At 47.1% G+C, this 23,755-nt stretch carries 23 protein-coding genes and 1 other annotated feature; of the genes, 20 read left to right on the top strand and 3 right to left on the bottom strand.

All coding sequences use genetic code 11. The annotated features are described in order from the left end of the window. Nucleotides 1–256 precede the first annotated feature (256 nt). From WGC32_RS14135 to WGC32_RS14115, 5 genes are all read left to right on the top strand, one after another. The gene (locus WGC32_RS14135) at nt 257–691 is read left to right on the top strand and encodes a MarR family winged helix-turn-helix transcriptional regulator (protein WP_224771606.1); all 435 of its coding nucleotides are present in this window, start codon (nt 257–259) and stop codon (nt 689–691) included. A gap of 59 nt (nt 692–750) precedes the next feature. Continuing rightward, nucleotides 751–2,484 carry an ABC transporter ATP-binding protein gene (locus tag WGC32_RS14130; RefSeq protein WP_342682818.1) on the top strand — a complete coding sequence of 578 codons (1,734 nt, stop codon included), beginning with the start codon at nt 751–753 and terminating at the stop codon, nt 2,482–2,484. Beyond that, nucleotides 2,471–4,363 carry an ABC transporter ATP-binding protein gene (locus WGC32_RS14125; RefSeq protein WP_462933644.1) on the top strand — a complete coding sequence of 631 codons (1,893 nt, stop codon included), beginning with the start codon at nt 2,471–2,473 and terminating at the stop codon, nt 4,361–4,363. Before WGC32_RS14130 ends, WGC32_RS14125 begins: the two co-directional genes overlap by 14 nt. 141 nt (nt 4,364–4,504) lie before the next feature. After that, nucleotides 4,505–5,194, top strand: coding sequence for a hypothetical protein (locus tag WGC32_RS14120; protein ID WP_342682814.1), 690 nt, complete (start codon nt 4,505–4,507; stop codon nt 5,192–5,194). Nucleotides 5,195–5,209: 15 nt separating this feature from the next. Continuing rightward, nucleotides 5,210–6,571 carry a peptidoglycan-binding protein gene (locus tag WGC32_RS14115; RefSeq protein ID WP_342682812.1) on the top strand — a complete coding sequence of 454 codons (1,362 nt, stop codon included), beginning with the start codon at nt 5,210–5,212 and terminating at the stop codon, nt 6,569–6,571. Between the two features lie 41 nt (nt 6,572–6,612). Here the strand turns inward: WGC32_RS14115 and WGC32_RS14110 are convergent, their stop codons facing one another. Together WGC32_RS14110 and WGC32_RS14105 are read right to left on the bottom strand one after the other, a co-directional pair. After that, nucleotides 6,613–7,332 (bottom strand): M48 family metallopeptidase, encoded by a 720-nt coding sequence (locus tag WGC32_RS14110; RefSeq protein WP_342682810.1) that lies wholly within the window; start codon nt 7,330–7,332, stop codon nt 6,613–6,615. A gap of 178 nt (nt 7,333–7,510) precedes the next feature. Continuing rightward, nucleotides 7,511–7,957, bottom strand: coding sequence for an FMN-binding protein (locus tag WGC32_RS14105; RefSeq protein ID WP_191510016.1), 447 nt, complete (start codon nt 7,955–7,957; stop codon nt 7,511–7,513). A 300-nt stretch (nt 7,958–8,257) separates the two neighbouring features. Between WGC32_RS14105 and WGC32_RS14100 the strand changes: the two genes are divergently transcribed. The 13 genes from WGC32_RS14100 (at nt 8,258) to WGC32_RS15160 (ending at nt 19,198) form a co-directional block, all read left to right on the top strand. Continuing rightward, nucleotides 8,258–9,328: an FAD:protein FMN transferase gene (locus tag WGC32_RS14100; protein WP_191510017.1), complete on the top strand. Its 1,071-nt coding sequence runs from the start codon at nt 8,258–8,260 to the stop codon at nt 9,326–9,328. Next, complete coding sequence (locus WGC32_RS14095; RefSeq protein ID WP_342682808.1) at nt 9,325–9,861, top strand: Gx transporter family protein; 537 nt, start codon at nt 9,325–9,327, stop codon at nt 9,859–9,861. The genes WGC32_RS14100 and WGC32_RS14095 overlap by 4 nt, the downstream gene beginning before the upstream one ends. Nucleotides 9,862–9,995: 134 nt before the next feature. Further along, the gene (gene rsxC / locus WGC32_RS14090; RefSeq protein WP_342682806.1) at nt 9,996–11,312 is read left to right on the top strand and encodes an electron transport complex subunit RsxC; all 1,317 of its coding nucleotides are present in this window, start codon (nt 9,996–9,998) and stop codon (nt 11,310–11,312) included. 12 nt (nt 11,313–11,324) lie between these two features. Next, nucleotides 11,325–12,260, top strand: coding sequence for an RnfABCDGE type electron transport complex subunit D (locus tag WGC32_RS14085; RefSeq protein WP_191510020.1), 936 nt, complete (start codon nt 11,325–11,327; stop codon nt 12,258–12,260). Further along, nucleotides 12,257–12,790: an FMN-binding protein gene (locus WGC32_RS14080; protein ID WP_191482554.1), complete on the top strand. Its 534-nt coding sequence runs from the start codon at nt 12,257–12,259 to the stop codon at nt 12,788–12,790. Before WGC32_RS14085 ends, WGC32_RS14080 begins: the two co-directional genes overlap by 4 nt. Nucleotide 12,791: 1 nt before the next feature. Next, nucleotides 12,792–13,463, top strand: coding sequence for an electron transport complex subunit RsxE (gene rsxE, locus WGC32_RS14075; RefSeq protein ID WP_191482553.1), 672 nt, complete (start codon nt 12,792–12,794; stop codon nt 13,461–13,463). 2 nt (nt 13,464–13,465) lie between these two features. Further along, on the top strand, nt 13,466–14,056 hold the full coding sequence (gene rsxA, locus WGC32_RS14070; protein ID WP_191482552.1) for an electron transport complex subunit RsxA: 591 nt from the start codon (nt 13,466–13,468) through the stop codon (nt 14,054–14,056). Between the two features lie 23 nt (nt 14,057–14,079). Continuing rightward, the gene (rnfB, locus tag WGC32_RS14065) at nt 14,080–14,886 is read left to right on the top strand and encodes an RnfABCDGE type electron transport complex subunit B (protein ID WP_342682802.1); all 807 of its coding nucleotides are present in this window, start codon (nt 14,080–14,082) and stop codon (nt 14,884–14,886) included. 175 nt (nt 14,887–15,061) lie between these two features. Next, complete coding sequence (locus WGC32_RS14060) at nt 15,062–15,502, top strand: MarR family winged helix-turn-helix transcriptional regulator (RefSeq protein ID WP_342682800.1); 441 nt, start codon at nt 15,062–15,064, stop codon at nt 15,500–15,502. Between the two features lie 202 nt (nt 15,503–15,704). Then, the gene (locus WGC32_RS14055; protein WP_342682798.1) at nt 15,705–16,688 is read left to right on the top strand and encodes a D-2-hydroxyacid dehydrogenase; all 984 of its coding nucleotides are present in this window, start codon (nt 15,705–15,707) and stop codon (nt 16,686–16,688) included. A 99-nt stretch (nt 16,689–16,787) separates the two neighbouring features. Further along, nucleotides 16,788–17,015 (top strand): FeoA domain-containing protein, encoded by a 228-nt coding sequence (locus WGC32_RS14050; protein ID WP_191482548.1) that lies wholly within the window; start codon nt 16,788–16,790, stop codon nt 17,013–17,015. Nucleotides 17,016–17,017: 2 nt separating this feature from the next. Next, the gene (gene feoB, locus WGC32_RS14045) at nt 17,018–19,024 is read left to right on the top strand and encodes a ferrous iron transport protein B (RefSeq protein WP_191482547.1); all 2,007 of its coding nucleotides are present in this window, start codon (nt 17,018–17,020) and stop codon (nt 19,022–19,024) included. Nucleotides 19,025–19,039: 15 nt separating this feature from the next. Further along, entirely contained in the window at nt 19,040–19,198 is a 159-nt protein-coding gene (locus WGC32_RS15160) for a FeoB-associated Cys-rich membrane protein (RefSeq protein ID WP_462933643.1), read from the top strand. 77 nt (nt 19,199–19,275) lie between these two features. Here the strand turns inward: WGC32_RS15160 and WGC32_RS14040 are convergent, their stop codons facing one another. Continuing rightward, nucleotides 19,276–20,643 (bottom strand): TrpB-like pyridoxal phosphate-dependent enzyme, encoded by a 1,368-nt coding sequence (locus tag WGC32_RS14040; RefSeq protein WP_342682796.1) that lies wholly within the window; start codon nt 20,641–20,643, stop codon nt 19,276–19,278. Between the two features lie 126 nt (nt 20,644–20,769). Then, nucleotides 20,770–21,018: a binding site (T-box leader), on the bottom strand. Between the two features lie 420 nt (nt 21,019–21,438). On the opposite strand from WGC32_RS14040, the gene cysK reads away from it, so the two are divergent. Continuing rightward, on the top strand, nt 21,439–22,371 hold the full coding sequence (cysK, locus tag WGC32_RS14035) for a cysteine synthase A (RefSeq protein WP_342682795.1): 933 nt from the start codon (nt 21,439–21,441) through the stop codon (nt 22,369–22,371). Between the two features lie 166 nt (nt 22,372–22,537). After that, nucleotides 22,538–23,557 (top strand): Gfo/Idh/MocA family protein, encoded by a 1,020-nt coding sequence (locus WGC32_RS14030; protein WP_342682793.1) that lies wholly within the window; start codon nt 22,538–22,540, stop codon nt 23,555–23,557. The last annotated feature ends 198 nt before the right edge of the window (nt 23,558–23,755 follow it).

Below are 23,755 nucleotides of genomic sequence, written 5' to 3'. Positions count from 1 at the left end.
AAAGAAAGAACCTGGAGTTTTGACTCCAGGTTCTTTCTTTGTATTCTCCTACTTGTATGTGGATTTAATTTTGGAATATTAGCACAAGAATATCGCACATCCCTGGAAAAGTCATGGCGATTCGCCGAAGATGTAGGAATCAAAGAAAAGAATTTTAGAAAGATGTTGACTTATCAATTAATATTTCCTATAATATGTAGCATGCGACAGTAATAAGTAGCATGCTACATATTAAAATAAAGGAGGTGGTTCAGTGATGGAAGCTCAAAGTATCGGATCAATGATCAAAATCCTGAGTGAGACCATCGGACAGAAAGTAAACAAAAACTGTAAGGAATTTAACTTGACGATGCAGCAAATGAAGATACTGCACTTTTTAAGAATGAGGGAAGGGGAGAAGGAAGCTAGCCAAAAAGAAATTCAAAATTTCATGAGGATATCCCATCCCACAGTTGTAAATATTCTCAGATTGATGAAAGAAAAAGGATTCATTGAAACATCTACCAGCCACGAGGACAAGCGGATGAAAATTGTGAGGCTCACAGGCAAGGAAGATAAATTTGTGAAAGATGTAATTTCCGAAAGGGAAGAGATGGAAAAGCAGCTGGTAAAGGGTTTGACACAGAAAGATCAGGAAAACCTACGGTGGTATTTGAAAAAAATGTACGAAAATCTTACCGAAGCCAGTTGATGGAGAATGACTAATTTAAGGGATATGGGACTGAATCAGCAAAATGGAAGGAGAGAAGTATGAACCGCTTATTATTCAAGTCTATACGAGAGTATATGAAACAGTCAATCCTGGCGCCGCTGTTTGTTGTACTTGAGGTCCTGATGGAAGTACTGATTCCATTTCAGATGGCCAAGATCATCGACGAAGGAATCCAGGGGCAGAACCTCACCTATGTGATAGAGGTAGGCCTTGTATTGGTGGTCATGGCAATGCTGGCGCTGCTTTTTGGCGCCTTGGCCGGAAAGTTTGCGGCTGAAGCGGGAGCAGGATATGCCAAGAACTTGCGACACGATATTTTTTATAAGATACAGCAATTCTCTTTTAAAAATATCGATCATTTTTCCACGTCAAGCCTGGTGACCAGGATGACCACAGATATTACCAACGTTCAGATGGCATATATGATGACCATCCGGCTTTTAGCGAGAGCACCGGTCATGATCATCCTGTCCTGGATTATGACCTTGACCATCAATGTGGATATTGCCCTGCTATTTTTAGCGGCAATACCTGTGTTGGGGTTCTTGCTGATCTTCATTGCAAAAAAAGCGCACAAATATTTTATTAAGGTATTTGACGAGTATGATGTGCTCAACAATGATGTCCAGGAGAATGTTAACGCTGCCCGTGTAGTTAAGGCCTATGTACGGGAAGATCATGAAATTAAGAAATTTCATGGGGTTTCTCAGACCGTATTTCAGTTGTTTACCAAAGCGGAAAAGATTGTCGCCTTTAACAACCCCGTTATGATGTTTGTCATGTATACGGTTATTTTGGTCATGGTTCTCATCGGCGGACAGGCGATTGTTTTTGGAAGCATGGAAGCAGGTGAACTGACCAGTGTGTTGGTTTACGCCATGCAAATTTTAATGTCTCTGATGATGGTTTCCTTTGTCTTTGTCCTGATTATGATTGCAGAAGCATCTACAGATCGTATCACCGAAGTGCTCAAAGAAGTACCGGAGATGGAGAACATCCCTGAGGCAATCAAAGAAGTTCCCAATGGTGATATTGACTTTGAACATGTTAACTTCAGTTATTCCGGAAAGGATGGAAAACTGGCCCTGAAAGACGTTAATCTGCATATTAAATCTGGGCAGATGATCGGTATCTTTGGCGGCACCGGAAGTTCCAAGTCCTCTTTGGTTCAGTTGATTCCACGTCTGTATGATGTAACCAGCGGATCTGTGAAGGTAGGAGATATTGATGTCAGAAACTATGATCTAGAGTCCCTGCGTGATCAGGTATCAGTGGTTCTGCAGAAAAATGTGCTTTTTACCGGGACTATTTATGACAATATCCGCTGGGGTGATGAAAACGCCACTGACGAAGAGGTGCAGCGGGTTTGTAAGCTGGCCCAGGCTGACAGCTTTGTCCAGGAATTCCCCGACGGTTACGAGACAATGATTGTTCAAGGAGGTAATAACGTCTCCGGAGGACAGAAACAGAGGCTCTGTATTGCCCGAGCGCTGCTGAAAAAACCGAAGATCCTGATTCTGGATGACTCCACCAGCGCGGTTGATACCAAAACAGACGCAATGATCCGCAAAGCATTCCGAGAGGAGATCCCCGACACCACTAAAATTATTATTTCTCAGAGAATTTCCTCTATTGAGGATGCTGACCAGATCATTGTGTTGGACGGCGGAGAGATCAACGGCATTGGTACCTCGGAAGAACTTTTGAAATCCAACCAGATCTATCGGGAAGTATATGAATCTCAGGTAAAAGGGAGGGATGAAAATGAATAGCACACAGAGAAAAGGACCAAAAAAACCGATGGAAACGGCGAAGCGGCTGCTGAAATATGTGACAGGTACCTATAAAGCTGAGTTTATCTTTGTTTTTGTCTGTATCCTGGTTTGTTCCGTAGCGACCATCTCCGTCTCTCTCTCTATGAAATTTTTGCTGGATGACTACATTATCCCACTGATCGGTCAGGCAAATCCCGATTTTTCCGACCTTTATCAGGCGCTGGCGGTGCTGGCGTGCATCTTTGTGCTGGGAATTTTGGCATCCTTCTGCTATAGCAGGTTAATGGTCAAAATCGGACAGGGCGTTCTTAAACGGATCCGGGATGAGATGTTTGAGCATATGCAGACACTGCCCATCCGATATTTTGACCAAAACACCAACGGCTCCATCATGAGCCTGTATACCAACGATACCGATACCCTGCGGCAGATGATCAACCAGTCTATCCCTCAGGTGCTTATGTCCACCCTGACGGTAGTAGTTACCTTCATCGCTATGCTGGTCCTCAGTCCACTGTTAACCGTCTTGGCTGTGGTGATGATCTTTGTCATGTTCCTGGTGGCACGGAAGCTGGGCGGCAATAGCGGTAAGTACTTTATCCGGCAGCAGCTGGATCTGGCCAATGTGACCGGCTTTGTAGAAGAGCGGATGAACGGCCAGCGGGTTATCAAGGTCTTTAACCACGAACGCAAGTCAGAGGAGGAGTTTGACCAGCTCAACGAGCGGCTCTATGCCAGTTCCTCCAAGGCCCATACCTTTGCCAGTATTATGGGCCCGATCATGGGTAATATCGGCAATATCCATTTTGTGCTGACAGCGGTTTTTGGCGGCGTGCTGCTGATTGGAGGAATTGGCGGGGTAACCATTGGTACCATTGTATCCTATCTTCAGTTCACCAAGAGCTTTTCTCAGCCTTTCATGCAGGTGGCCCAGCAGTTTAACTCCATCATCATGGCCTTGGCCGGTGCAGAGCGGATATTCCGCCTGATGGATGAGGAGCCGGAAGTGGATGACGGTTATGTCACCTTGGTCAACGCTAAAAAAGATGAGCAGGGTAACATTGTGGAATGCAAGGAAAGAACAGGCATGTGGGCTTGGAAACATCCCCATCAAGCAAATGGAGACGTCACCTACACCGAACTGAAGGGCGATGTCCGCTTTTATGATATGTCCTTTGGATATACAGATGATAAGATGGTTCTCCACAATATCAGCCTGTATGCGAAGCCGGGTCAGAAGCTGGCCTTTGTAGGATCTACCGGCGCAGGAAAGACCACCATTACCAACCTGATCAACCGCTTCTATGATGTGCAGGACGGAAAGATCCGGTATGATGATATCAATATCAATAAGATTAAAAAGGCGGATCTTCGCCGGTCTTTGGGTATTGTATTGCAGGATACCCACCTGTTTACAGGCACTATAATGGAAAATATCCGGTATGGAAAACTGGATGCCACAGATGAAGAGGTTTACGAGGCGGCAAAGCTTGCCTATGCTGACCAGTTTATCCAGAGACTTCCTAACGGATACCAGACCATGCTGACCAGCGACGGCGAGGAGCTTTCTCAGGGCCAGCGGCAGCTTTTGTCTATTGCCAGAGCGGCTGTTGCCAATCCGCCGGTGCTCATTCTGGATGAGGCAACCTCTAGTATCGATACTCGTACCGAGAGCATTGTCCAAAAAGGTATGGACAATCTGATGAAGGGAAGGACAGTATTTGTTATTGCCCACAGACTGTCGACCATTCGAAACAGTGACGCGATTATTGTTTTGGAACACGGTAGAATTATCGAAAGAGGCACCCATGAAGATCTTATAAAAGAAAAGGGTACTTACTATCAGCTTTACACTGGTAAGCTGGAACTTTCCTAGTTGTCTTTATAAACCTAAACGGGATACTCGCAAGTCCAAAAGCTTGCGTGTATCCCGTTTTTTACTTATATTATGCTGATTTGGAACATAAATGAGATAAAACCACTATATTGTAGTATATGTATTGATGGAGGGACAACGATGGAAACAATGCAGTTTGACAAAATGGTGGAAAAATACCGACAGGAGCTTTTGACGATGGCTGCCAAGCAGAAAAATTCCCAATGGCCTTTGTCAGCTTCGGAAAGGGAAGCCCCTCAGCAGCCAAAGATTTCAGAAGATAACGTAGAAAAGCGATGGGAACAGAAGCCTTCTCTCACAGTCAATATGACGCCAGTTATTACTGGGGAATCTAGACCAAACACTACAGGAGAAAATGGATCAGAAAACCAACAACAGGTACCAGAGCGTTCCAGCTTGCAGAACAGCAAAGAGGCAGGGACAGATCCTATCGAAGAAACCATGACCTATGGGGAATTCCTTGAGCGGAACCCCCATTGGGGACTGATGAAAATTCAGGCTTTTACAGGCAGGGGTACCATGCCGGTAGAAGGGGTAGAGATATCTATTGACCGCAATTTTACCGATGGCCCTCGAAACTTTTATCGGCTGACAACAGACGCAGATGGGATTATCGATCATATCAATCTACCAACACCGGATAAAAATCTATCCCAGCATCCTGAATCTGAACAACCTTTTGCCACCTATAATGTTACGGCGACCCATCCCAACTATCATCAGCAGGTATTTAAAAATACGCCGGTGTTTGAAGGGATAAAATCTATTTTGCCCATCCGTCTGATTCCCAAAGAATTACCGCAGGAATAGATGGGAGGGATCCAGATGCCGGAATACGCAGTGCCGACAATTCCAACAACAATCACTGTCCATCTGGGCCGTCCGGATGAGCCGGCCCGGAATGTAGAGGTGCCTTTTATAGAATATATTAAGAATGTTGCTTCCAGTGAAATATATCCCACCTGGCCGGAAAGCGCAATCCGGGCCAATATCTTGGCGCAGATTTCTTTTGCGCTCAACCGGATTTACACTGAATGGTATCGCAGCAGAGGCTATGATTTTGATATTACCAATTCAACCCAATATGATCAGTATTTTGTAGAAAACCGGGATATTTATGAAAATATCAGCCAGATTGTGGACGATATTTTCAACAATTATGTGGTCAAAGGGGAAAGCATCTCTCCCTATTTTACCCAATACTGCAACGGGACCACTAGTACCTGTCCTGGACTCTCCCAATGGGGGACTGTGGAGTTGGCCAACCAGGGAATGACGCCCTACGAAATTTTGCAGCATTACTATGGAGATGATATAAATATAGTGTCCAACGCACCGGTGGAGGATAACATCCCCTCCTATCCTGGGGTACCGCTGCGATTGGGAAGCGCACAAGAAGAGGTCCGGACAATACAGCGGCAGCTCAACCGCATTGGCGACAATTATCCTGCCATTCCCAAAATTGATCCAACCGATGGAATTTTTGATTTGCAGACCGATGCAGCCGTGCGGAAATTTCAGGAGATTTTTAACCTGCCAGTGGATGGGATTGTGGGAAAGGCCACCTGGTATAAAATCAAATACCTGTATAACAGTGTGAAAAACCTAGCAGAGTTAACATCCGAAGGGATTACCCTTTCTGAGGCCGACCGCATTTTTGCCACCGTCTTGCGGGAGGGGGACAGCGGCAACCAGGTTCGTGTTGTTCAGTATTATTTGGCCGTGATCGGCTACTTTGATAACCGCTTCCCCTTTATCGCTCCCGATGGGTACTTCGGTCCGGAGACCGCCAACGCGGTTCGCACCTTTCAGCAGGCCTATGGCATTGAGCCTACAGGAGAGGTCAACCGGGATACCTGGAACAAACTGACAGAAATCTATCGTGCTACGATCAGCAACCTGCCGGAGGAATATCTTTCAGCCAGTGATGAGATTTATCCAGGACGGCACTTGACCCTTGGAATGGAGGGGGATGATGTGAGGGCTTTGCAAAGGTTCCTAACTGCAATCTCTGCCAATGATCCCGCTATTCCTCCGGTGACAGTGACGGGTATTTTTGATGAACCTACAGAGCAGGCGGTCCTTGAAATACAAAAGGGAAGAGGTTTACCCCTAACCGGAGCGGTGGGGCCCCTTACATGGGCACGCATTGTCGCCTTGTACCAGCAATACGTCAACCAAGATTAAGAAGAATAAGTGACAAAAATCCCGGCAATTTGCCGGGATTGTTACATCATTTCCCCATAGATGCGATAAAGCTCATTGAGCTCGGCCCGAAGTTCTTTTTCTTTAGGAACGAAGGTTTGGACAAGAGCATGGAAAGCGGGGCTATGGTTGGGAATCAGAGTGTGGCATAGTTCATGGATCACTACATATTGAATACACCTTTGGGGCATCAGGATGAGGCGTTTATTCAGGGTGATTCTGTTTTGTGTGTGATTGCAGTTGCCAAAGCTTGCCGACATCTGGCGCAAGAAAAGCTGTGGTATAGGATGCTCGCCGGAACAAAAGGGTTCTGCCACGGCAGTATAAATCTGGGGAAGCAGAGACAGTGCCTGCTGTTGGTACCAATTTCTAACGGCTTGGTCAATGCTGGCAGAGTCCTCCTTTTTTGACACAGAAACAACCAACAGCCCTCCGCTCAAATGGACGTTGGGATGGCCCAGATCCGTAATAACCAAAGGATACCGCCGGCCTAAAAAGAAAGCAAAACCGCAGGCGGCAGGGCTGCTATAATGTTCCGTTTGATCTTTATGCCGCATATGTAGTAGCAGCCAATCAAATTTGGAGAGAAGAAAACCTTCTACCGTGGCAAGGGCAATTCGTTTGGGCGCCGATACCATCACCTTGCCTTCAGGTGTCACACGTACATTGATATTTTTCACTTTTTTCCGTTGCAGGGTATAGGAAATGGTTTCGTTACCCCGCTGGATGATTCTCTCTTCCATGAAAAAGCTCCTTTTGCTGTCCGCCTGTAACAAAAATCATAAATCTGCATTTTCTTCTAGTATAATATAAACTCCTATCGATGAACAGCTGAAAAGATAACAGATCGGGAGAAACGAAAGATGAAGGTGATAACTAAACAAGAAAAAGGGAGAGGCGATCACCTCTCCCTTTTGTTCATTAGCCTTCAGCCTCACTCTCCACGACCAGGGTAGTGGAATCTCCATTTTTGACGTTTTCTTTCAAAAGCGTTTTTACCAAAGTCTTAAAACTTACAGTAGAATTGGTTGCACCCGCAACCTTGTCGACCTTATCAATGTCTTGGGTATCCTCTAACTTTTGAGCCAGTTCAGGATAAAATTTCGCCGGATAGGTGCCGCTGACGGACTCCATAGACTCTTGATATTCCACATCGTCGGTTTTGAGTTCGCCCGCTTCACTGACAGCGTTAAAAGTGACATCGGTAAACTTACCATCTTTGACGGTCAGCTCTACAAATTCCTTGTAGCCGTGGGAATATGCGTCATATTCGGCCCGATAGGTACCATCTTTCATAGATGCGCCGCAACCGGACAACACGGCAGCAATCAACAGGCAGCTGAGCATAACGGCTGCAAATTTTTTCATAAGGACTCCTCCTATCTTTTTGTCTATCAATGAAATACAATTGGAAAGATCAAATCTTTTGTGCTCTTGTATATTTTACTCACCAAGAGCCAAAATATGCTGTCGTTATCCGTGGGGCATTTTGTCATCTTAAGGAGGGCCTGCTAAATTATTATCAAGATTGTAGAAAGTGAAGAAAAATCTGGTTAAACTTTTATTCTGTAGCATGTAAAAAAGTTTGAATTTAAACCAAGAATAGTATAGAATAAATGATATGACAGATGGTCATGTCAATGATAGAAAAGCGAGGGAATGTGGTAGTTGACAAAAAGGAAAAAGACCATACTTTGGGTTACTCTGGCCGCTGTGGCGATTGCCGCAGTCGCCATTTTTGATGGAATATACAATGCGCGAAAGGACAAGACGGTCAAAACAGAACAGTTCATCATGGATACAATTATTACCCAAACCGTTGTGAGTTCTCATGGTCAGGAAGTGGCGGACACAGTCAATGAGCAGCTCCGCCGTTTTGAAGAAAAACTCTCCATGCACCTGAATGACTCTGAAATTTCAAAGATCAATGCCAATGCAGGTGTCGATTATGTAAAAGTATCCCAGGAAACGTTTGACTTAATCAGTACAGCAAAGTCTATGTCTGAACTGTCTGGCGGCCTTTTCGATGTGACCATCGCTCCGCTCACCAGCCTTTGGGGGATTACATCCGATCATCCCAGAGTGCCCAGCCAAGAGGAAATTGACCAGGCAAAGTCCTTGGTGAACTATGAGGATATCCTGCTGGATGAAGAGAATACGGCGGTGATGCTTCGAAGAAAAGGTCAGGCCTTGGATATGGGCGGCATTGCCAAGGGGATGGCAACGGATATGGTCAGGGAAATTTATGAGGAGATGGGGGTAACCGCGGCCAGTATTTCCCTAGGAGGAAATGTGCTGGTGATTGATCCAAAGTCTCAGGGAGAAGACTTTGTTATTGGGCTGCGGGATCCCAGAGGTACTGCAAACGATGTGATTGCCAAGCTCGTCGTAGAAGGCAAAGTGATTGCCACAACCGGAGACTATGAGCGATATTTTGAACAGGATGGGAAACGCTATCATCATGTGATAGATCCAAGAACAGGTTATCCCTGTGAAACCGATTTGATTCAGGCCACGGCAATTTGTGAAAATGGTATGCTGGCGGATTTTCTGTCGACCACTCTTTTTATGATGGGAAAAGACAAGGTGCTGGCATATGCGGATAACGATATGTTTGATTTCATTATTGTGGACAAGGATAAAAATGTATATGCTTCCCAGGGCATTCTGGACTCCATCCGCCAGATAGATGAGAGTACCGGCTACACCTTTTATGAAGGGGTGGCAGTAGAAAAATGAGAACAGATACAGAAGGAAAAACCCGCCCTGCCTATCAGGTTGCGTTTACAGGAATGTTGTTTGCCCTGTCGATGGCATTGGCCTTTTTAGAAGGTTTGCTTCCGACGGTGGCCTTTTTACCGCCCGGTGTCAAGCTGGGCCTTTCCAATATTATCACCATGTATGCGCTGTTCTGCGTGGGGAAAAAAAGAGCGCTGCTGATTGCTGTGCTCAAATCTATTTTTGTGCTTTTGACCCGTGGTACTGTGGCGGGGATTCTCAGCTTAAGCGGAGGAATTCTTTCGGTAGCAGTAATGGTGGGAGTATCTGTCATTTTGAAAGAGAAAGTTTCCTATCTTACAGTGAGCATTCTGGGAGCCGTGTTTCACAATATTGGCCAGTTGGTAGCAGCATCTTTTTTGCTGCAAACGGAAATGGTCCTATATTACCTGCCTGTGCTGATTCTGTCCGGAATTGGCATGGGGCTGATTACAGGACTGACTGTCAGGGTTGTCATGCCTGTTCTCAACAGGCTGCAAAATAAAATCCGCTGAGGATCAACAGGAGTTTAGCTGACTGCTGCAGCGGTATCATCCGAAAGTGGACAGAAAATGCGCGTGGAAAAGCATAACGCGCAAGGTAGTGATTCCACTGTGGTCCAGCAAATATGTAAATGGAGGAAAACGACGTGTCAAAGTTTGTACAAAAATCTCTGCACTCCATTTCGGTGCCGCACTATAAAAATACCATGGACTGTGCTACCGAGATGATGCCGGTGCCGGAGAGGGTGCTGCTTCCCATGATCCAGCATATGGGAGCACCATGTGAGCCAATGGTCAAGGTGGGGGACCAGGTCAAGGTGGGGCAGCTCATCGGAGACGCTGGGTCTCCGATGTCCGCGCCTATTTATTCCAGTGTTTCCGGCAAGGTGACAGCGATCAGTGAGTTTATCAATCCCATGGGAATGCGCACATCTGCTGTCGCGATTGAGAGCGATGGGGAGCAGACCATCAGTGAAGAGATACAGATCCCATCTGTCTCAACCAAAGAAGAATTTTTGGCCGCCATACGCAAAAGCGGACTAGTAGGATTGGGAGGAGCAGGTTTTCCCACCCATGTGAAACTCAATCCCAAACATCCAGAAAAGGTGGATACCCTCATTATCAACGCGGCGGAATGTGAACCTTTTATCACCGCGGACTATCGGGAAATGATGGAGAATCCCGATGATATCGTTGAGGGAATCAAGTTGGTGATGCATTATCTTTCGATTGCCAAATGCTATATCGGGATTGAGAACAACAAGCCCAGGGCGATCAAGCTTCTCTCAAAGATGGTAGAAAAGGAACAGGGAATCCAGGTAGTTCCCCTTAAATCCGTCTATCCCCAGGGCGCAGAAAAAGTATTGATCTATAACACTACCAGGCGTGTGGTAGGTGAGGGAATGATCCCTGCGGATGTGGGAGTGATTCCCCTCAATGTGAGTTCGGTCGCTTTTATAGCGCGGTATATGAAGACGGGAATGCCCCTAGTTTCCCGCCGGCTTACGGTGGATGGCGGAGCAGTGGCTCATCCGAAAAATGTTATGGTGCCATTGGGAGCTTCCTTCCAGAGTGTCATCGATTTTTGTGGCGGACTGAAGAAAGAACCCAAAGAGGTCTTTATGGGCGGTCCCATGATGGGAATTGACGTCTTTGACCTGGATTATCCAGTGATTAAAAATAATAACGCCATTATCGCTTTCGATGAGAGCCAGGTGTCCCGTGAAAAGGAAACCAACTGTATTCGATGCGGAAGGTGCGGCGGGGCATGCCCTATCGGACTGATGCCCGCAGCTATTGAAAAGGCGTATCATCTCAAGCAGACGGAAGCCCTTGCGGGGCCACTAAAGGTGATGCTGTGTATGGAATGCGGCTGCTGTGCCTATGTATGTCCTGCCAAGCGTCAACTGGTGGCAACCAATAAGTTGGCAAAAAATCTTGTGAGAAAATCAATGAAGAAGTAAGAGGTGAACACATTGAACAACCAATTGATAGTAACATCTTCTCCCCATATCAAAGATGGCATGACGACACAAAAGATCATGTTGAATGTGATCATCGCTCTTATTCCTGCGCTGATAGCCTCGGTTGTCATCTTTGGATTCCGGGCACTTTTGGTGACTGCGGTTTGTGTAGTCTCTTGTGTGTTTTTTGAGTACCTTTACAGGGCTCTGATGAAAAAAGACAATACGACCAGCGATCTATCCGCCATCGTTACCGGTATGCTCTTGGCCTTTAATCTGCCGGTCACCATCCCTATTTGGATGGCGGTCATTGGCTGCTTTGTCTCTATTGTCATTGTCAAGCAGCTTTTCGGCGGCATTGGGCAGAATTTTGCCAATCCCGCCATTGTGGGAAGAATTGTTTTGTTCCTTTCCTTTTCCAGCGCTATGACCAATTGGGTGGAACCTTTCTATTACCGGAATGCGGAGGCTGTAACCACAGCAACCCCCTTGGCCCTTTTGTCTGATCCTGCGGCGGCTGCTCCCGACAATCTGGACTTGTTTTTGGGGATCAACGGCGGATGTCTGGGGGAGACCTGCGCGCTTGCCCTGCTCATCGGCGGGGTCTATCTGGTGATTCGTAGGATCATCAATCCCATGGCGCCTGTAGCATTTATCGGTACCGTATTTGTGGGAAGCTTCCTGCTGGGATTGGATCCTGTGGCCCAGATCCTTTCTGGAGGACTGATGTTGGGCGCCATCTTTATGGCCACGGATTATGCAACTACCCCTGTTACCTTCTGGGGTAAGCTTATCTTTGGCGTAGGATGTGGACTGATTACCCTACTAATTCGGAATTTTGCCTCTTATCCAGAGGGGGTTTCTTTTGCGATATTGCTCATGAACATCCTCACCCCCTATATTGAGAAAGTCACCCGTCCGAGAGTGTTTGGAGGTGTGAAAGCATGAGTACGATGAAAGAGATTGTGAAACCTACCGTAGTTTTGCTTCTCATCTGTTTGGTCGTTACCGCTTGTCTGGTGGGAACTTACCAGCTGACCGCACCGGTCATCGCGGCGCAGGGAGAAGCAGAAGCAAATGCGGCCCGAAGGGAAGTCCTGCCGGAAGGCGATGACTTTGAAAAAATCGAAATTGACCAGACCCTGATAGACCAGGGCATTGTTGAGGTATATAAGGCAACGAATGGAGCGGGTATCACCGTTCAGGCGGTGGGGAAAGGTTATGGCGGGGATATTACCGTCATGACCGGACTGGACGCTGACGGAGCCATTGTGGCGGTAAAGGTGCTAACATCCAGCGAGACGCCGGGAGTCGGTACCAAAACGGCGGAACCAGATTTCCTTGACCAGTTCCTGGGGAAGACTGGGGATGTAGATGATGTCCAAACCATTGCAGGAGCTACCGTTTCCTCCAATGCCATGAAGGGGATACTCAATGCGACGCTTTCTGCTTATGACCAGGTAAAGGGGGAACTCTAAGATGAACAGAATGAAAATCCTACTCAATGGTATCATCAAAGAGAATCCTACGCTGGTGCTTCTCTTGGGTACCTGCCCTACATTGGCCGTAACAACCATGGCCAGAAATGGACTGGGTATGGGTTTGGCCGCGACCTTTGTCCTGATCGGTTCCAATGTAGTGATCTCTCTTTTGAAAAACGTAATTCCCGATAAGGTACGCATTCCGGCGTATGTTGTAGTAATCGCTGGATTCGTCACCATTATCCAGCTGTTGGTACAGGCCTACGTGCCCTTCTTGGATAAGGAATTGGGCATCTTCCTCCCCCTGATCGTGGTCAACTGTATCATTCTAGCCCGGGCGGAGATGTTCGCCAGCAAGAATACGGTGCTGGATAGTTTCTTTGACGGCTTAGGAATGGGACTAGGTTTCACCATGGCTTTGCTGATCATCGGTTCAATCCGTGAAATCATCGGTTCGGGCACTTGGTTTGGGCTGACGGTCCTGCCAGCGTCGGTGGAGCCGATGAAGATTTTGGCGTCTGCTCCCGGAGGTTTCTTTGTATTTGGCTGCGTTATTGCGGCAGTTCAATTTATTTCAAGGAAAAAAGGCAAGACGGTGAAGAAATCCACGGGATGTGCTGCCTGCCCCATGGCGGAGCAATGCGGAAAAACTAAGGAGGGAGAGTGCTAGCTATGAAAGAGATATTTATGATACTAGTCAGCGCTATTTTGGTTGACAACTTTGTCCTCTCCAAATTTATGGGCATCTGCCCGTTCCTCGGTGTTTCCAAGAAGTTGGATTCTGCTGTAGGTATGGGTTTGGCAGTCACCTTTGTAATGATTATGGCCTCTGCCGTTACCTATCCGATCTATCGGTATTTGCTGTTACAGTTTGACTTAACCTATCTGAATACCCTGGTATTTATTTTGGTCATTGCGGCCTTTGTCCAGTTGGTAGAAATTGTCCTGAAAAAGTTCATTCCTGCGCTTCACAAGTCTCTGGGGGTCTATCTTCCCCTGATTACCACCAACTGTGCGGTGCTGGGTGTCACACTTCTCAATGTGGACAACAATTACAACTTCCTTGAGTCCATTGTCAACGCCGCCGGTGCCGGGCTCGGATTTCTTCTGGCCATGGTCCTCTTTTCCGGTGTACGTCAGAGGATGGAAGGCTGTGATATCCCAGAATCCTTTAAGGGAATGCCCATCACTTTGGCGGCGGCTTCCATGGTATCCCTGTCCTTCGGCGGCTTTGTAGGTGTCGTGGACGGGCTGTTCAAATAAGCCGAGAGTAGAGGGAGGTTGTCATGTTTACTACTGTTGTATTGCCAATCATCATACTATCAGCTCTCGGCTTGATTGCCGGACTGCTGTTGGCCTTAGCGGCTAAGTTTATGGCGGTGAAGAGCGATCCCAAATTTGATCAGATTAGAGAAGCGCTTCCAGGAGCCAACTGTGGTGCCTGCGGTTATACCGGCTGCGATGATTATGCCAAGGCATTGGCGTCCACAGAGGGGGTCAAAACGAATCTTTGTATTCCTGGCGGTGAAAATACTTCCCGGGCTGTCAGTGAAATCCTTGGGGTGGAATTTTCCAATGTAGAGAGGATGTCTGCTGTTGTCCGGTGCGGGGGAGATTGCGACGCCACCGGTTACGCCATGGAATATCGTGGCCCGCAGACCTGTTCTGCCTGCAATACCTTTTATCAGGGCCGTGGCAAATGCAGCCACGCTTGTCTTGGATTTGGCGATTGCGTAGCGGTCTGTATGTATGACGCGATCCATTTGGAAAATGGAATTGCTGTCGTCGATAAGGAAAAGTGCACAGGCTGCGGTATGTGTGTAAGGGAATGTCCCAATTCTATTATTGAGCTGCGGCCTACAAGCAACTTGGTATTTGTAAGATGTTCTTCCCATGACAAGGGAGCCTTTACGAGAAAGGTCTGCAGCCGTGGCTGTATTGGATGCAAAAAGTGTGAAAAGGTCTGCCCCACAGGAGCGGCAAAAGTTACCGAGAACTTAGCGTCTATCGACCCCAAGCTATGCACCAATTGTCATGCCTGTGAAGAGGCGTGTCCCACCCAATGTATCCGTTCCTATCCCTTAAATAAATGAGAAAACGGCTGCGTAAGCAGCCGCTTTTTTATGAAGTGCTCTATGAGAATGGGAAGATGGATTTCCAAATTGTTCACAAACTGTTTTTTTCAGGGCTAAGAATTTTGTGAGGAACTGCGCTAAAATAATTACAGGGTCTCAATATTTTGCCAGCAAATATTAGGAGCGTGAACAGATGTCTGATAGAGAGACTGTTGAGAACCTGGTACAGTTGCTGGCGTTATTTGGAAGAACAAGTACATCCAAAATTAAATATCCTGGAATGAAGTCAACGGAGCTCAATGCCATTGTATGTATTAAATCCCAAGAGGATGAGCATAGAGAGGGGATCAAAACCTCTGACATTGGCAAATTGCTGGGGGTAACCCCGCCCAGTATCACCCCTGTCATTAATTCTTTGGAAGAACAAGGGCTGGTCACTCGAGTCTATTCGAAGCTGGATCGCCGGGTGGTTAGGGTAAAGCTAACCGATCGGGGCGAAGCGGTGTACGATGAGGCAAAAGAGATGATGATTGAAAAGAACAAGGGATTAATGGAGTATTTGGGACATGACGATAGTCGTCAATTTGTTCGAATACTACAGAATGCATTGGGGTATATGAGCAAAATTAATTAAATCAGGACAAATATAATAAAAGGCAGTTCCTACTGAGAGTGGGAATTGCCTTTTATTATTTTCTATGGGGAATATTTGACGGTAATATTCTACTGGATTTTTCTATCAGGCACAGAAGCTGAGAATTTGGGTTTTTGAAAAATCGTATTTAACGACATTTTTGTGGTACAATGGTAGGACGATAGAAAGAGGGGATAGCTCAATGAAAATTGTAGTTTTAGATGGCGGTACCGTAAATCCCGGTGATATTTCCTGGGAACCCCTGGAGTCTTTAGGAGAAGTTTCGGTTTATTCTAGTACGCCCAAGGAAAAAGTCGTAGAACGTATCGGAGATGCGAAGGCTATCCTTTGTACTCGTACCCAAATACAAAGGGAAGTGTTTGCATGTTGTCCTCAGCTCAGATATGTGGGATTGTTTGCCACAGGGTATAACATTGTGGATATTGATGCGGCGACAGAACATGGTGTCATCGTCTGTAATGTGCCGGGATATTCTACAGAGGCGGTAGCGCAGCATACCTTTGCCCTTTTGCTGGAAATCTGCCAGCATGTCTCTGATTTTGACCGTCTTGCCCATACAGGATGCTGGGAAGAAGGGCCACAATATTACAGCCGCCAGCCGCTATTGGAACTGAGAGGGAAAACCATGGGAATTATTGGCATGGGAGAAATCGGATATCGTACAGCCAAAATAGCGGAAGCCTTTGGCATGCAGGTGTTGGGTACCCGCCGTCACCCGGATCCGGCCATGGAAACCCAACAAATTCATTTTGCCGACTTTACTACACTTTTGCGGGAAAGCGATATTATTTCCATCCACTGCCCCCTCTTTCCCGAAACAAGGCACCTGATTAATAGAGAGACTATCTCCCAGATGAAGGACGGAGCAATCCTGCTGAATACGGCGAGAGGGCCTATCCTTCAGGAGGAGGATGTGGCACAGGCCCTAAAAAGTGGTAAGCTTTCCGCTGTAGGGGTAGATGTTTTGTCTGTGGAGCCACCGGATAAGGAGAACCCGCTTTTGCAAGCTCCCAACTGTATTGTGACGCCACATATTGCCTGGGCACCGCGAGATACACGCATTCGGTTGGTAGAGATGGTGGCAGAGAACCTGCAAGCGTTCATGAGGGGAAAACCTATCCATATGGTAAATCCCGAGGCGTGGCGAGAGAAAATTGAAGGTTAGCTTATGCTAACAGAAGGCGGTTTTATTGCTTTTTATAAGATGTAGCTGTAAAATAAGATAGAATATAATGCGAAACTATCAAGGAAAAGGGGAAAGAGATTGAAAACGCTGGATAAGCTTAAAATTGGGAAAAAAGCGCGGATTGTAGCGGTCAATGGAGAAGGCGCTTTGAGAGACCGGCTTCTTGATATGGGATTGACCCCAAAGACCCAGGTGATGGTCCGAAAGGTGGCACCTATGGGAGACCCCATCGAGTTAATGCTCCGCGGCTATGAGCTGACCCTGCGCATTGACGATGCAAAAAACATAGAGGTCGAGGAGGATTAAGCATGGTTTTTGCATTGGTAGGAAATCAAAATAGCGGAAAAACAACCCTTTTTAACCAACTGACGGGTTCTAATCAGCATGTGGGCAATTTCCCGGGTGTAACAGTAGAGCGCAAGGATGGTGTTATCCGCGGACATAAAGACACAACTGTGGTGGATCTGCCGGGAATTTATTCTCTGTCGCCTTATACATCGGAGGAGATTGTCACCCGGGATTTCATCTTAAAGCATCATCCAGATGGCATCATCAATATTGTGGATGCCATGAACATAGAAAGAAACCTTTATCTGAGCATGCAGCTCATCGAGTTGGGTGTTCCTATGATCATTGCGCTGAATATGATGGATGAGATGAGATCCAATGGGGGGACAGTCAAAATCGATCAGCTTTCAGAAGAACTGGGTGTACCTGTAGTCCCCATTTCAGCAGCGAAGAATGAGGGAATCGATGAACTCATCAACCGCGCCATGCGTACGGCAGAACGCAGACAGCTCCCCAAGCGCCAGGACTTTTGCTCCGGCGCCGTACATAGAACCATCCACTCCATCGCCCATCTCATTGAAGACCATGCAGAGCGAGCAGGCTTGCCCATGCGCTTTGCGGCCACCAAGCTGGTGGAGGGAGATGGACCGGTAGAGGAGATGCTACAGTTATCTGACAATGAGAAGGATATGATCCAGCACAGCATCACCGAGATGGAGCAGGAGCTTGGAACCGATAAAAAAGCGGCGCTGGCTGACATGCGGTATAATTTTATTGACAAGCTCTGTACCGACTGCGTTATCAAGCCCAAAGAAAGCCGTGAGCATATCCGCAGTGTCCGGATTGACAATGTGCTTACCAATAAATATCTGGCTATACCGGTGTTTTTGCTCATTATGCTGGTCATCTTCTGGCTGACCTTTGGCGTTGTGGGAAGCTTTCTCAGCGACCTGCTTTCCCAGGGGATCGATGCGCTAACAAATCTTGTCAGTGAGGGACTGCTTGCGTACGGAATTAACCCAGTGATTCACTCTCTCATTATTGACGGAGCTTTTGCTGGAGTGGGCAGCGTGCTTTCCTTTATTCCCACCATTGTGGTACTGTTCTTTTTCCTCTCCCTGTTAGAGGACAGCGGATACATGGCCCGTGTTGCTTTCGTCATGGATAAACTTCTGCGGAAGATTGGCCTTTCTGGCCGCAGCTTTGTCCCCATGCTTATTGGATTTGGATGCTCTGTACCGGCCATTATGGCGACACGTACCCTTTCTAGTGAACGGGATCGTAAAATGACCATCATGCTGACCCCTTTCATGTCCTGTAGTGCCAAGCTGCCCATTTACGGTATGTTCACCATGGCGTTTTTCCCCAGATACCGAGCTCTTGTCATGATCGGATTATATGTGCTGGGAATGGTTGTCGGCATCCTAATGGGCCTTATCCTCAAAAAGACAGCATTTCGGGGCAATCCGGTTCCCTTTGTCATGGAGCTGCCCAATTACCGCCTGCCCAGCCCAAAAAGTGTTGGCCTGCTGCTCTGGGACAAGGCAAAAGATTTTTTGACGAGGGCATTTACCATCATCTTTGTAGCAACCTTAATTATTTGGTTCTTCCAGACCTTTGATACCCGATTGAATGTGGTAGCGGACAGCGCGGACAGCATGCTTGCCAGTATCGGACGGTTCATTGCCCCCATTTTTGCCCCCTTGGGCTTTGCGGATTGGCGTGCCTCCACCGCGTTGATCACTGGTTTTTCCGCGAAGGAGGCGGTGATTAGTACTTTTGCCGTTCTCACAGGGGCCAGCACGGCTACCTTACCTCAGGCCCTCGGCGGCATCTTTACGCCTCTCGCCGCTACATCCTTCTTGGTATTTACCCTGCTTTACACTCCTTGCGTGGCTGCTATCAGCGCTGTAAGGCGAGAAATGAACAGCGGAAAAAGTGCACTTCTTGTTTCTGTAACCCAGACAGTGGTAGCTTGGTTGATGGCGTGTTTGGTCTATCAGGTCGGAGCGCTCTTTATCCATTGAGGAAAGGATGACGCGATGAAACCCATAGACTATGCTATCCTTATTCTTCTTGTTGCCTTGGTAGCACTGGCTGTCAGATATGCCTGGAAGCACCGGGGAACTTGCGGTGGCTGTCAGGGCTGTGCTGGCTGTTCCCGTAGGGATTGTCAGCAGAAGAAAGAAGATGAACAATAGGGAGTTTTGAAGCTATAGAGCTTCCTTTCTAGAAATCATGTGATAATAAAAAAGCGCCCATCGGGGCGCTTTTTTATTTAGTCAACCTTAGGCAGACCGTCAAAACCTTTTTGTAGATCAGCATCAGAGGGAATATAGTCGTTCATTTGACCATCATGATAAGCCTGGTAAGCGGTCATATCAAAGTAACCCGTGCCGGTCAGACCAAAGAGGATGGTTTTGGTTTCTCCTGTCTCTTTGCATCTGATGGCCTCATCTATAGCGGCACGGATAGCGTGGGCAGATTCAGGTGCCGGCAAGATCGTCTCATACTTGGCAAAATAGGTAGCAGCTTCAAAGACTTTAGTTTGCTCTACAGAAACAGCCTCCATATATCCATCGTGATAAAGTTTGGAAAGGATGGGGGACATGCCATGATACCGAAGTCCGCCAGCGTGGTTGGGGGAAGGCATGAAGCCAGAACCCAAAGTGTACATCCGGGCCAGGGGAGTGACTTTTCCAGTGTCACAGAAATCGTAAGCGTATTTGCCGCGGGTCAGGGAGGGGCAGGAAGCGGGTTCCACAGCGACGATACGAGGATCAGCCTTTCCGGTCAGCTTATCCTGCATAAAGGGAGCAATAAGACCGCCAAGATTGGAACCACCGCCAGCGCATCCGATGATGATGTCGGGATATTCATCTAGCATTTCCATAGCTATTTTGCTCTCTAGGCCAATGATAGACTGATGCAGAAGCACTTGATTGAGAACAGAACCGAGCACATACCGGCATCCTTCTGTAGTCATCGCCTTCTCGATTGCCTCAGAAATCGCACAGCCCAAGCTGCCCCCAGTGTTGGGATCAGCAGCCAAAATCTGGCGCCCAGCATTGGTAGTATCACTGGGGCTTGCGATAACGTTAGCATCGAAGGTTTGCATCACCGCTTTACGGAATGGCTTTTGGTTGTAGGAGACCTTTACCATAAATACTGTCAGATCCAAACCAAAATAAGCGCATGCTTCAGCCAATGCGGTACCCCACTGCCCAGCTCCGGTCTCGGTGGTAAGGCAGGTCAGTCCTTGCTTCTTAGCATAATAGGCCTGGGCGATAGCAGAGTTAAGCTTGTGACTTCCAGAGGTGTTATTACCCTCAAATTTGTAATAGATCTTGGCAGGAGTGCCGAGAGCCTTTTCTAAGTTATAGGCTCGGATGAGGGGGGAGGGACGGTAAATTTTATACATTTCCTGAATTTCTTCGGGAATATCAATATAGCGCGTTTCCGCATCCATCTCTTGATGAGCCAACTCCTTGCAGAAAACGGGATAAAGGTCTTCTTCCGTAGCAGGTTTCAAGGTAGCGGGATTGAGCATGGGATCGGGCTGTTCCGGCATGTCGGCCCGCAGATTATACCACTGTTTCGGCATCTGGTCTTCGGTGAGATACAGTCTGTGCGGTACTTTTTTCATCATAAGGACTCCTTTACAAATTGATCTTGAGTTTTGCGGGAGCGCCGCCCCTAAGGGCGCAGGTCATGACGGCGAAGCATCTGCTCCAAAGGAAGCAAATAAAAAAGGCTTTTGTCTCAACAATACTGTTGGGACAAAAGCCATAAACTTCTGCGGTACCACCCAAATTGACACTTTCGTGTCCACTCGCTCCCTATACAAACATATAGGCTCCCTTGATAACGGGCGGAGATCCCGTCAGGCACTACTAAGTGTTACTCTTTTCGTCCTGCCCTCATGAGTCCATTCAACAAAGCGTCCTCTATTGCCTTCCACCAACGGCAACTCTCTGTAAGACGACTTTCTTTGCCTACTCTTCTCATTCAACGGTTTGAGGTGTTTGATTGTTATTTAGTATAATCACCAAGAATAACTTTGTCAAGGGGAAAGGAAAAATTTTTATGAAAATATAAAGCGGTATCTGAATTGGTGTCCAAACTAAAGGCATTGGCAAAAGTATCAGAGATAACAAAGTTATTTTGCCATTATTGGGAACTTCATAGACACCATTAACTTCTGTGAAGTTTTTACCTTTTGGGTTTTCGAGTGCGCTGGTATCTGCCCACTGGTTTGTATAAACTTCGCTGTTTTCGAAGTTGCTGTTCCCATTAAAATTCTTAGCGTCAATTGCAAAAACAATGAGATAGAATGTGCAATTGTTTGTCCAGATAGAAAATAGTTTTCATTGACATTCTTTTTTTCTTCCACTAAGGTTAAAGAGAAGCTATTCACAAGAAATAAAGGAGGCGACAGACTATGTCAAAAATTTATGGTCATCTCTATGATTTAATAGGTAATACGCCACTGCTGCGATTGCAGGGATATGAAGCTACACATGGGATTTCTGCTCAGATAGTTGCAAAGCTGGAGTATTTCAATCCTGCCGGCAGTGTTAAGGATCGGGTGGGATACGCCATGATTGTTGATGCGGAAAAAAGAGGGATCCTAAAGCCCGGTTCTGTCATCATCGAGCCCACCAGCGGGAATACCGGCATCGGCCTTGCCAGTGTCGCGGCATCCAGGGGTTATCGGATGATTCTCACCATGCCGGAAACCATGAGTATTGAACGTCAAAAACTGCTCAAGGCCTATGGATCGGAAATTGTCCTAACTCCGGGAGAAAAAGGGATGCAGGGCTCCATTGAAAAAGCCCAGGAGCTGGCCGATTCTTTTCCCCAAGCGTTCATCCCCTCCCAATTTTCCAACCCAGCCAATCCCGCTGCCCATGAGGCTTCTACTGGCCCCGAGATCTGGAGAGATACTGATGGTACAATTGACATTCTGGTGGCGGGAATCGGTACTGGCGGAACCCTTTGTGGCACGGCAAGATACCTAAAAAAACAAAATCCTAGTATCCAGATCGTTGGCGTAGAACCTGCTTCTTCCCCCCTCATCACCCAAGGGAAAGCTGGCCCGCACAAGATTCAGGGGATCGGCGCTAATTTTATTCCTAAAAATTATGATCCCGCTTTGGTGGATGAGGTGTTGGCCATTACCGATGGGGATGCCATCCGGGCTGCTAAAGAGTTAGGGCGGACCGAAGGACTTTTGGTGGGGATTTCCTCTGGAGCCGCGTGCCATGCCGCTTCCATCCTTGCCCAAAGACCTGAAAACGCAGGTAAGCTCATTGTGGCCATTTTTCCTGATACCGGTGAGCGCTATCTTTCCACCGAGCTTTTTGATGATTGAGTTATGTCTTTTTCCTGTGAAACAAGTGGATTGTTTTCTTTCCGCGCTTGTCCTGTTGGAAAAATTGAAGTAAAATAAAAAGTGTCAACGAAAATAGGTCCTGTCATGTTCCGGTGGCCGTGATGGGAAAATGCATAAATTCATCCGCCGGAGAATGGAGATTACTATGGCAGCAAAAACAGTAAAATTTGGCATCATGGCTACCGGCGATATCGCCCGCCAGATTACAGAAACCATTCAGTCCGTACCTGGCGCTGAGGTTTGGGCCGTGGGTTCCCGTACCTTGGAGAAGGCACAGGCTTTTGCAGAAAAGCATCACATTCCTCATGCTTATGGCAGCTATGAAGAGCTTGTATCCGATCCAGAAATTGATATCATCCATGTGGCCACTCCCCATTCCCAGCATTATGAAAATATGCTGCTTTGTTTAGAGCATGGTAAGAATATACTCTGCGAGAAGTCCTTTACCGTTAATGCTATCCAGGCGAAAGAAATCTTCAAAATTGCGGAAGAGAAAAAGCTGTTCGTCATGGAAGCTCTCTGGCTTCGTTTTAATCCGGCTATCAACCAGGCTATCGCCAAAGCAAAGGATGGTCAGATCGGTGATATCCGTATGGTCAACATTATCTTTGGACGGATGTCTCCCGACGCAGGCAGTTCCAATGACCGTTATAACCGTCCCAAACTGGCTGGCGGCGCCTTGTTGGATCTTGGTGTATACACCATCAATGCTGCTCAGATGATCTTTGATGAGCAGATGCCCACCAAGATTGCCACCGTTGGAACAATCAGCGAAGAGGGAATCGACGAGCAAAGCTCCATCATCTTCCAATATGGAAAAGACCAGACCGTTACCATGCAGCTTGCCTATCGTTCTCATATGACCCGCCATTTCTCCATTAATGGCACAAAAGGTATGGTGGAAATGGAATATTTCCCCCGCTGTGATAATGTCTATGTCCGCATGGGAAAAAGTGCCGGTGAAAAGTATGAGGTGGAAACCTATGCCAACGCCTATGAGCCTGAAATTCGCCATGTCGTAGATTGTATCCAGAAAGGGCTTACAGAAAGCCCCATCATGACCCACGAAAAAACCATCCGGACCATGGAGCTAATGGATGCTTTGCGCAAAGAGTGGGGGCTTAAATATCCGCTTGCATTTGAGGATGAGTTGTTCTCAAAATAATTAGAACGGCCTCAACTTTGTCGAGATATATCAATAGGTAAAAATAGCGCGGCATCTAAACGATGCCGCGCTATTTTTGTTATGCTTTAGCAAAGAAGCCCCAGCGGTAAGTCGCTGGGGCTTCAAAAACCGCCGGCTATGCCGGTGGGAGTTTAGAGCTTAAGCAAGAAGCAACGTCCAAGCTGCTATAATGGAGAA

The sequence above is a fragment of the Zongyangia acetica genome (assembly GCF_038739695.1).
In the GTDB taxonomy this organism is placed as follows: domain Bacteria; phylum Bacillota; class Clostridia; order Oscillospirales; family Ruminococcaceae; genus Zongyangia; species Zongyangia gallinarum.
This window is presented reverse-complemented; position numbering and strand designations above follow the sequence as displayed.

What these genes read in the sequence shown, in the direction of transcription:
- rnfB (WP_342682802.1), top strand. Translation starts at nt 14,080, where the DNA reads ATGTTTACTACTGTTGTATTGCCAATCATCATACTATCAGCTCTCGGC.
- rsxA (WP_191482552.1), top strand. Translation starts at nt 13,466, where the DNA reads ATGAAAGAGATATTTATGATACTAGTCAGCGCTATTTTGGTTGACAAC.
- WGC32_RS14115 (WP_342682812.1), top strand. Translation starts at nt 5,210, where the DNA reads ATGCCGGAATACGCAGTGCCGACAATTCCAACAACAATCACTGTCCAT.
- rsxE (WP_191482553.1), top strand. Translation starts at nt 12,792, where the DNA reads ATGAACAGAATGAAAATCCTACTCAATGGTATCATCAAAGAGAATCCT.
- WGC32_RS14055 (WP_342682798.1), top strand. Translation starts at nt 15,705, where the DNA reads ATGAAAATTGTAGTTTTAGATGGCGGTACCGTAAATCCCGGTGATATT.
- WGC32_RS14040 (WP_342682796.1), bottom strand. Translation starts at nt 20,643, where the DNA reads ATGAAAAAAGTACCGCACAGACTGTATCTCACCGAAGACCAGATGCCG.
- WGC32_RS14120 (WP_342682814.1), top strand. Translation starts at nt 4,505, where the DNA reads ATGGAAACAATGCAGTTTGACAAAATGGTGGAAAAATACCGACAGGAG.
- WGC32_RS14095 (WP_342682808.1), top strand. Translation starts at nt 9,325, where the DNA reads ATGAGAACAGATACAGAAGGAAAAACCCGCCCTGCCTATCAGGTTGCG.
- WGC32_RS14105 (WP_191510016.1), bottom strand. Translation starts at nt 7,957, where the DNA reads ATGAAAAAATTTGCAGCCGTTATGCTCAGCTGCCTGTTGATTGCTGCC.
- WGC32_RS14130 (WP_342682818.1), top strand. Translation starts at nt 751, where the DNA reads ATGAACCGCTTATTATTCAAGTCTATACGAGAGTATATGAAACAGTCA.
- feoB (WP_191482547.1), top strand. Translation starts at nt 17,018, where the DNA reads ATGGTTTTTGCATTGGTAGGAAATCAAAATAGCGGAAAAACAACCCTT.
- WGC32_RS14030 (WP_342682793.1), top strand. Translation starts at nt 22,538, where the DNA reads ATGGCAGCAAAAACAGTAAAATTTGGCATCATGGCTACCGGCGATATC.
- WGC32_RS15160 (WP_462933643.1), top strand. Translation starts at nt 19,040, where the DNA reads ATGAAACCCATAGACTATGCTATCCTTATTCTTCTTGTTGCCTTGGTA.
- WGC32_RS14080 (WP_191482554.1), top strand. Translation starts at nt 12,257, where the DNA reads ATGAGTACGATGAAAGAGATTGTGAAACCTACCGTAGTTTTGCTTCTC.
- cysK (WP_342682795.1), top strand. Translation starts at nt 21,439, where the DNA reads ATGTCAAAAATTTATGGTCATCTCTATGATTTAATAGGTAATACGCCA.
- WGC32_RS14135 (WP_224771606.1), top strand. Translation starts at nt 257, where the DNA reads ATGGAAGCTCAAAGTATCGGATCAATGATCAAAATCCTGAGTGAGACC.
- WGC32_RS14125 (WP_462933644.1), top strand. Translation starts at nt 2,471, where the DNA reads ATGAAAATGAATAGCACACAGAGAAAAGGACCAAAAAAACCGATGGAA.
- WGC32_RS14110 (WP_342682810.1), bottom strand. Translation starts at nt 7,332, where the DNA reads ATGGAAGAGAGAATCATCCAGCGGGGTAACGAAACCATTTCCTATACC.
- WGC32_RS14060 (WP_342682800.1), top strand. Translation starts at nt 15,062, where the DNA reads ATGTCTGATAGAGAGACTGTTGAGAACCTGGTACAGTTGCTGGCGTTA.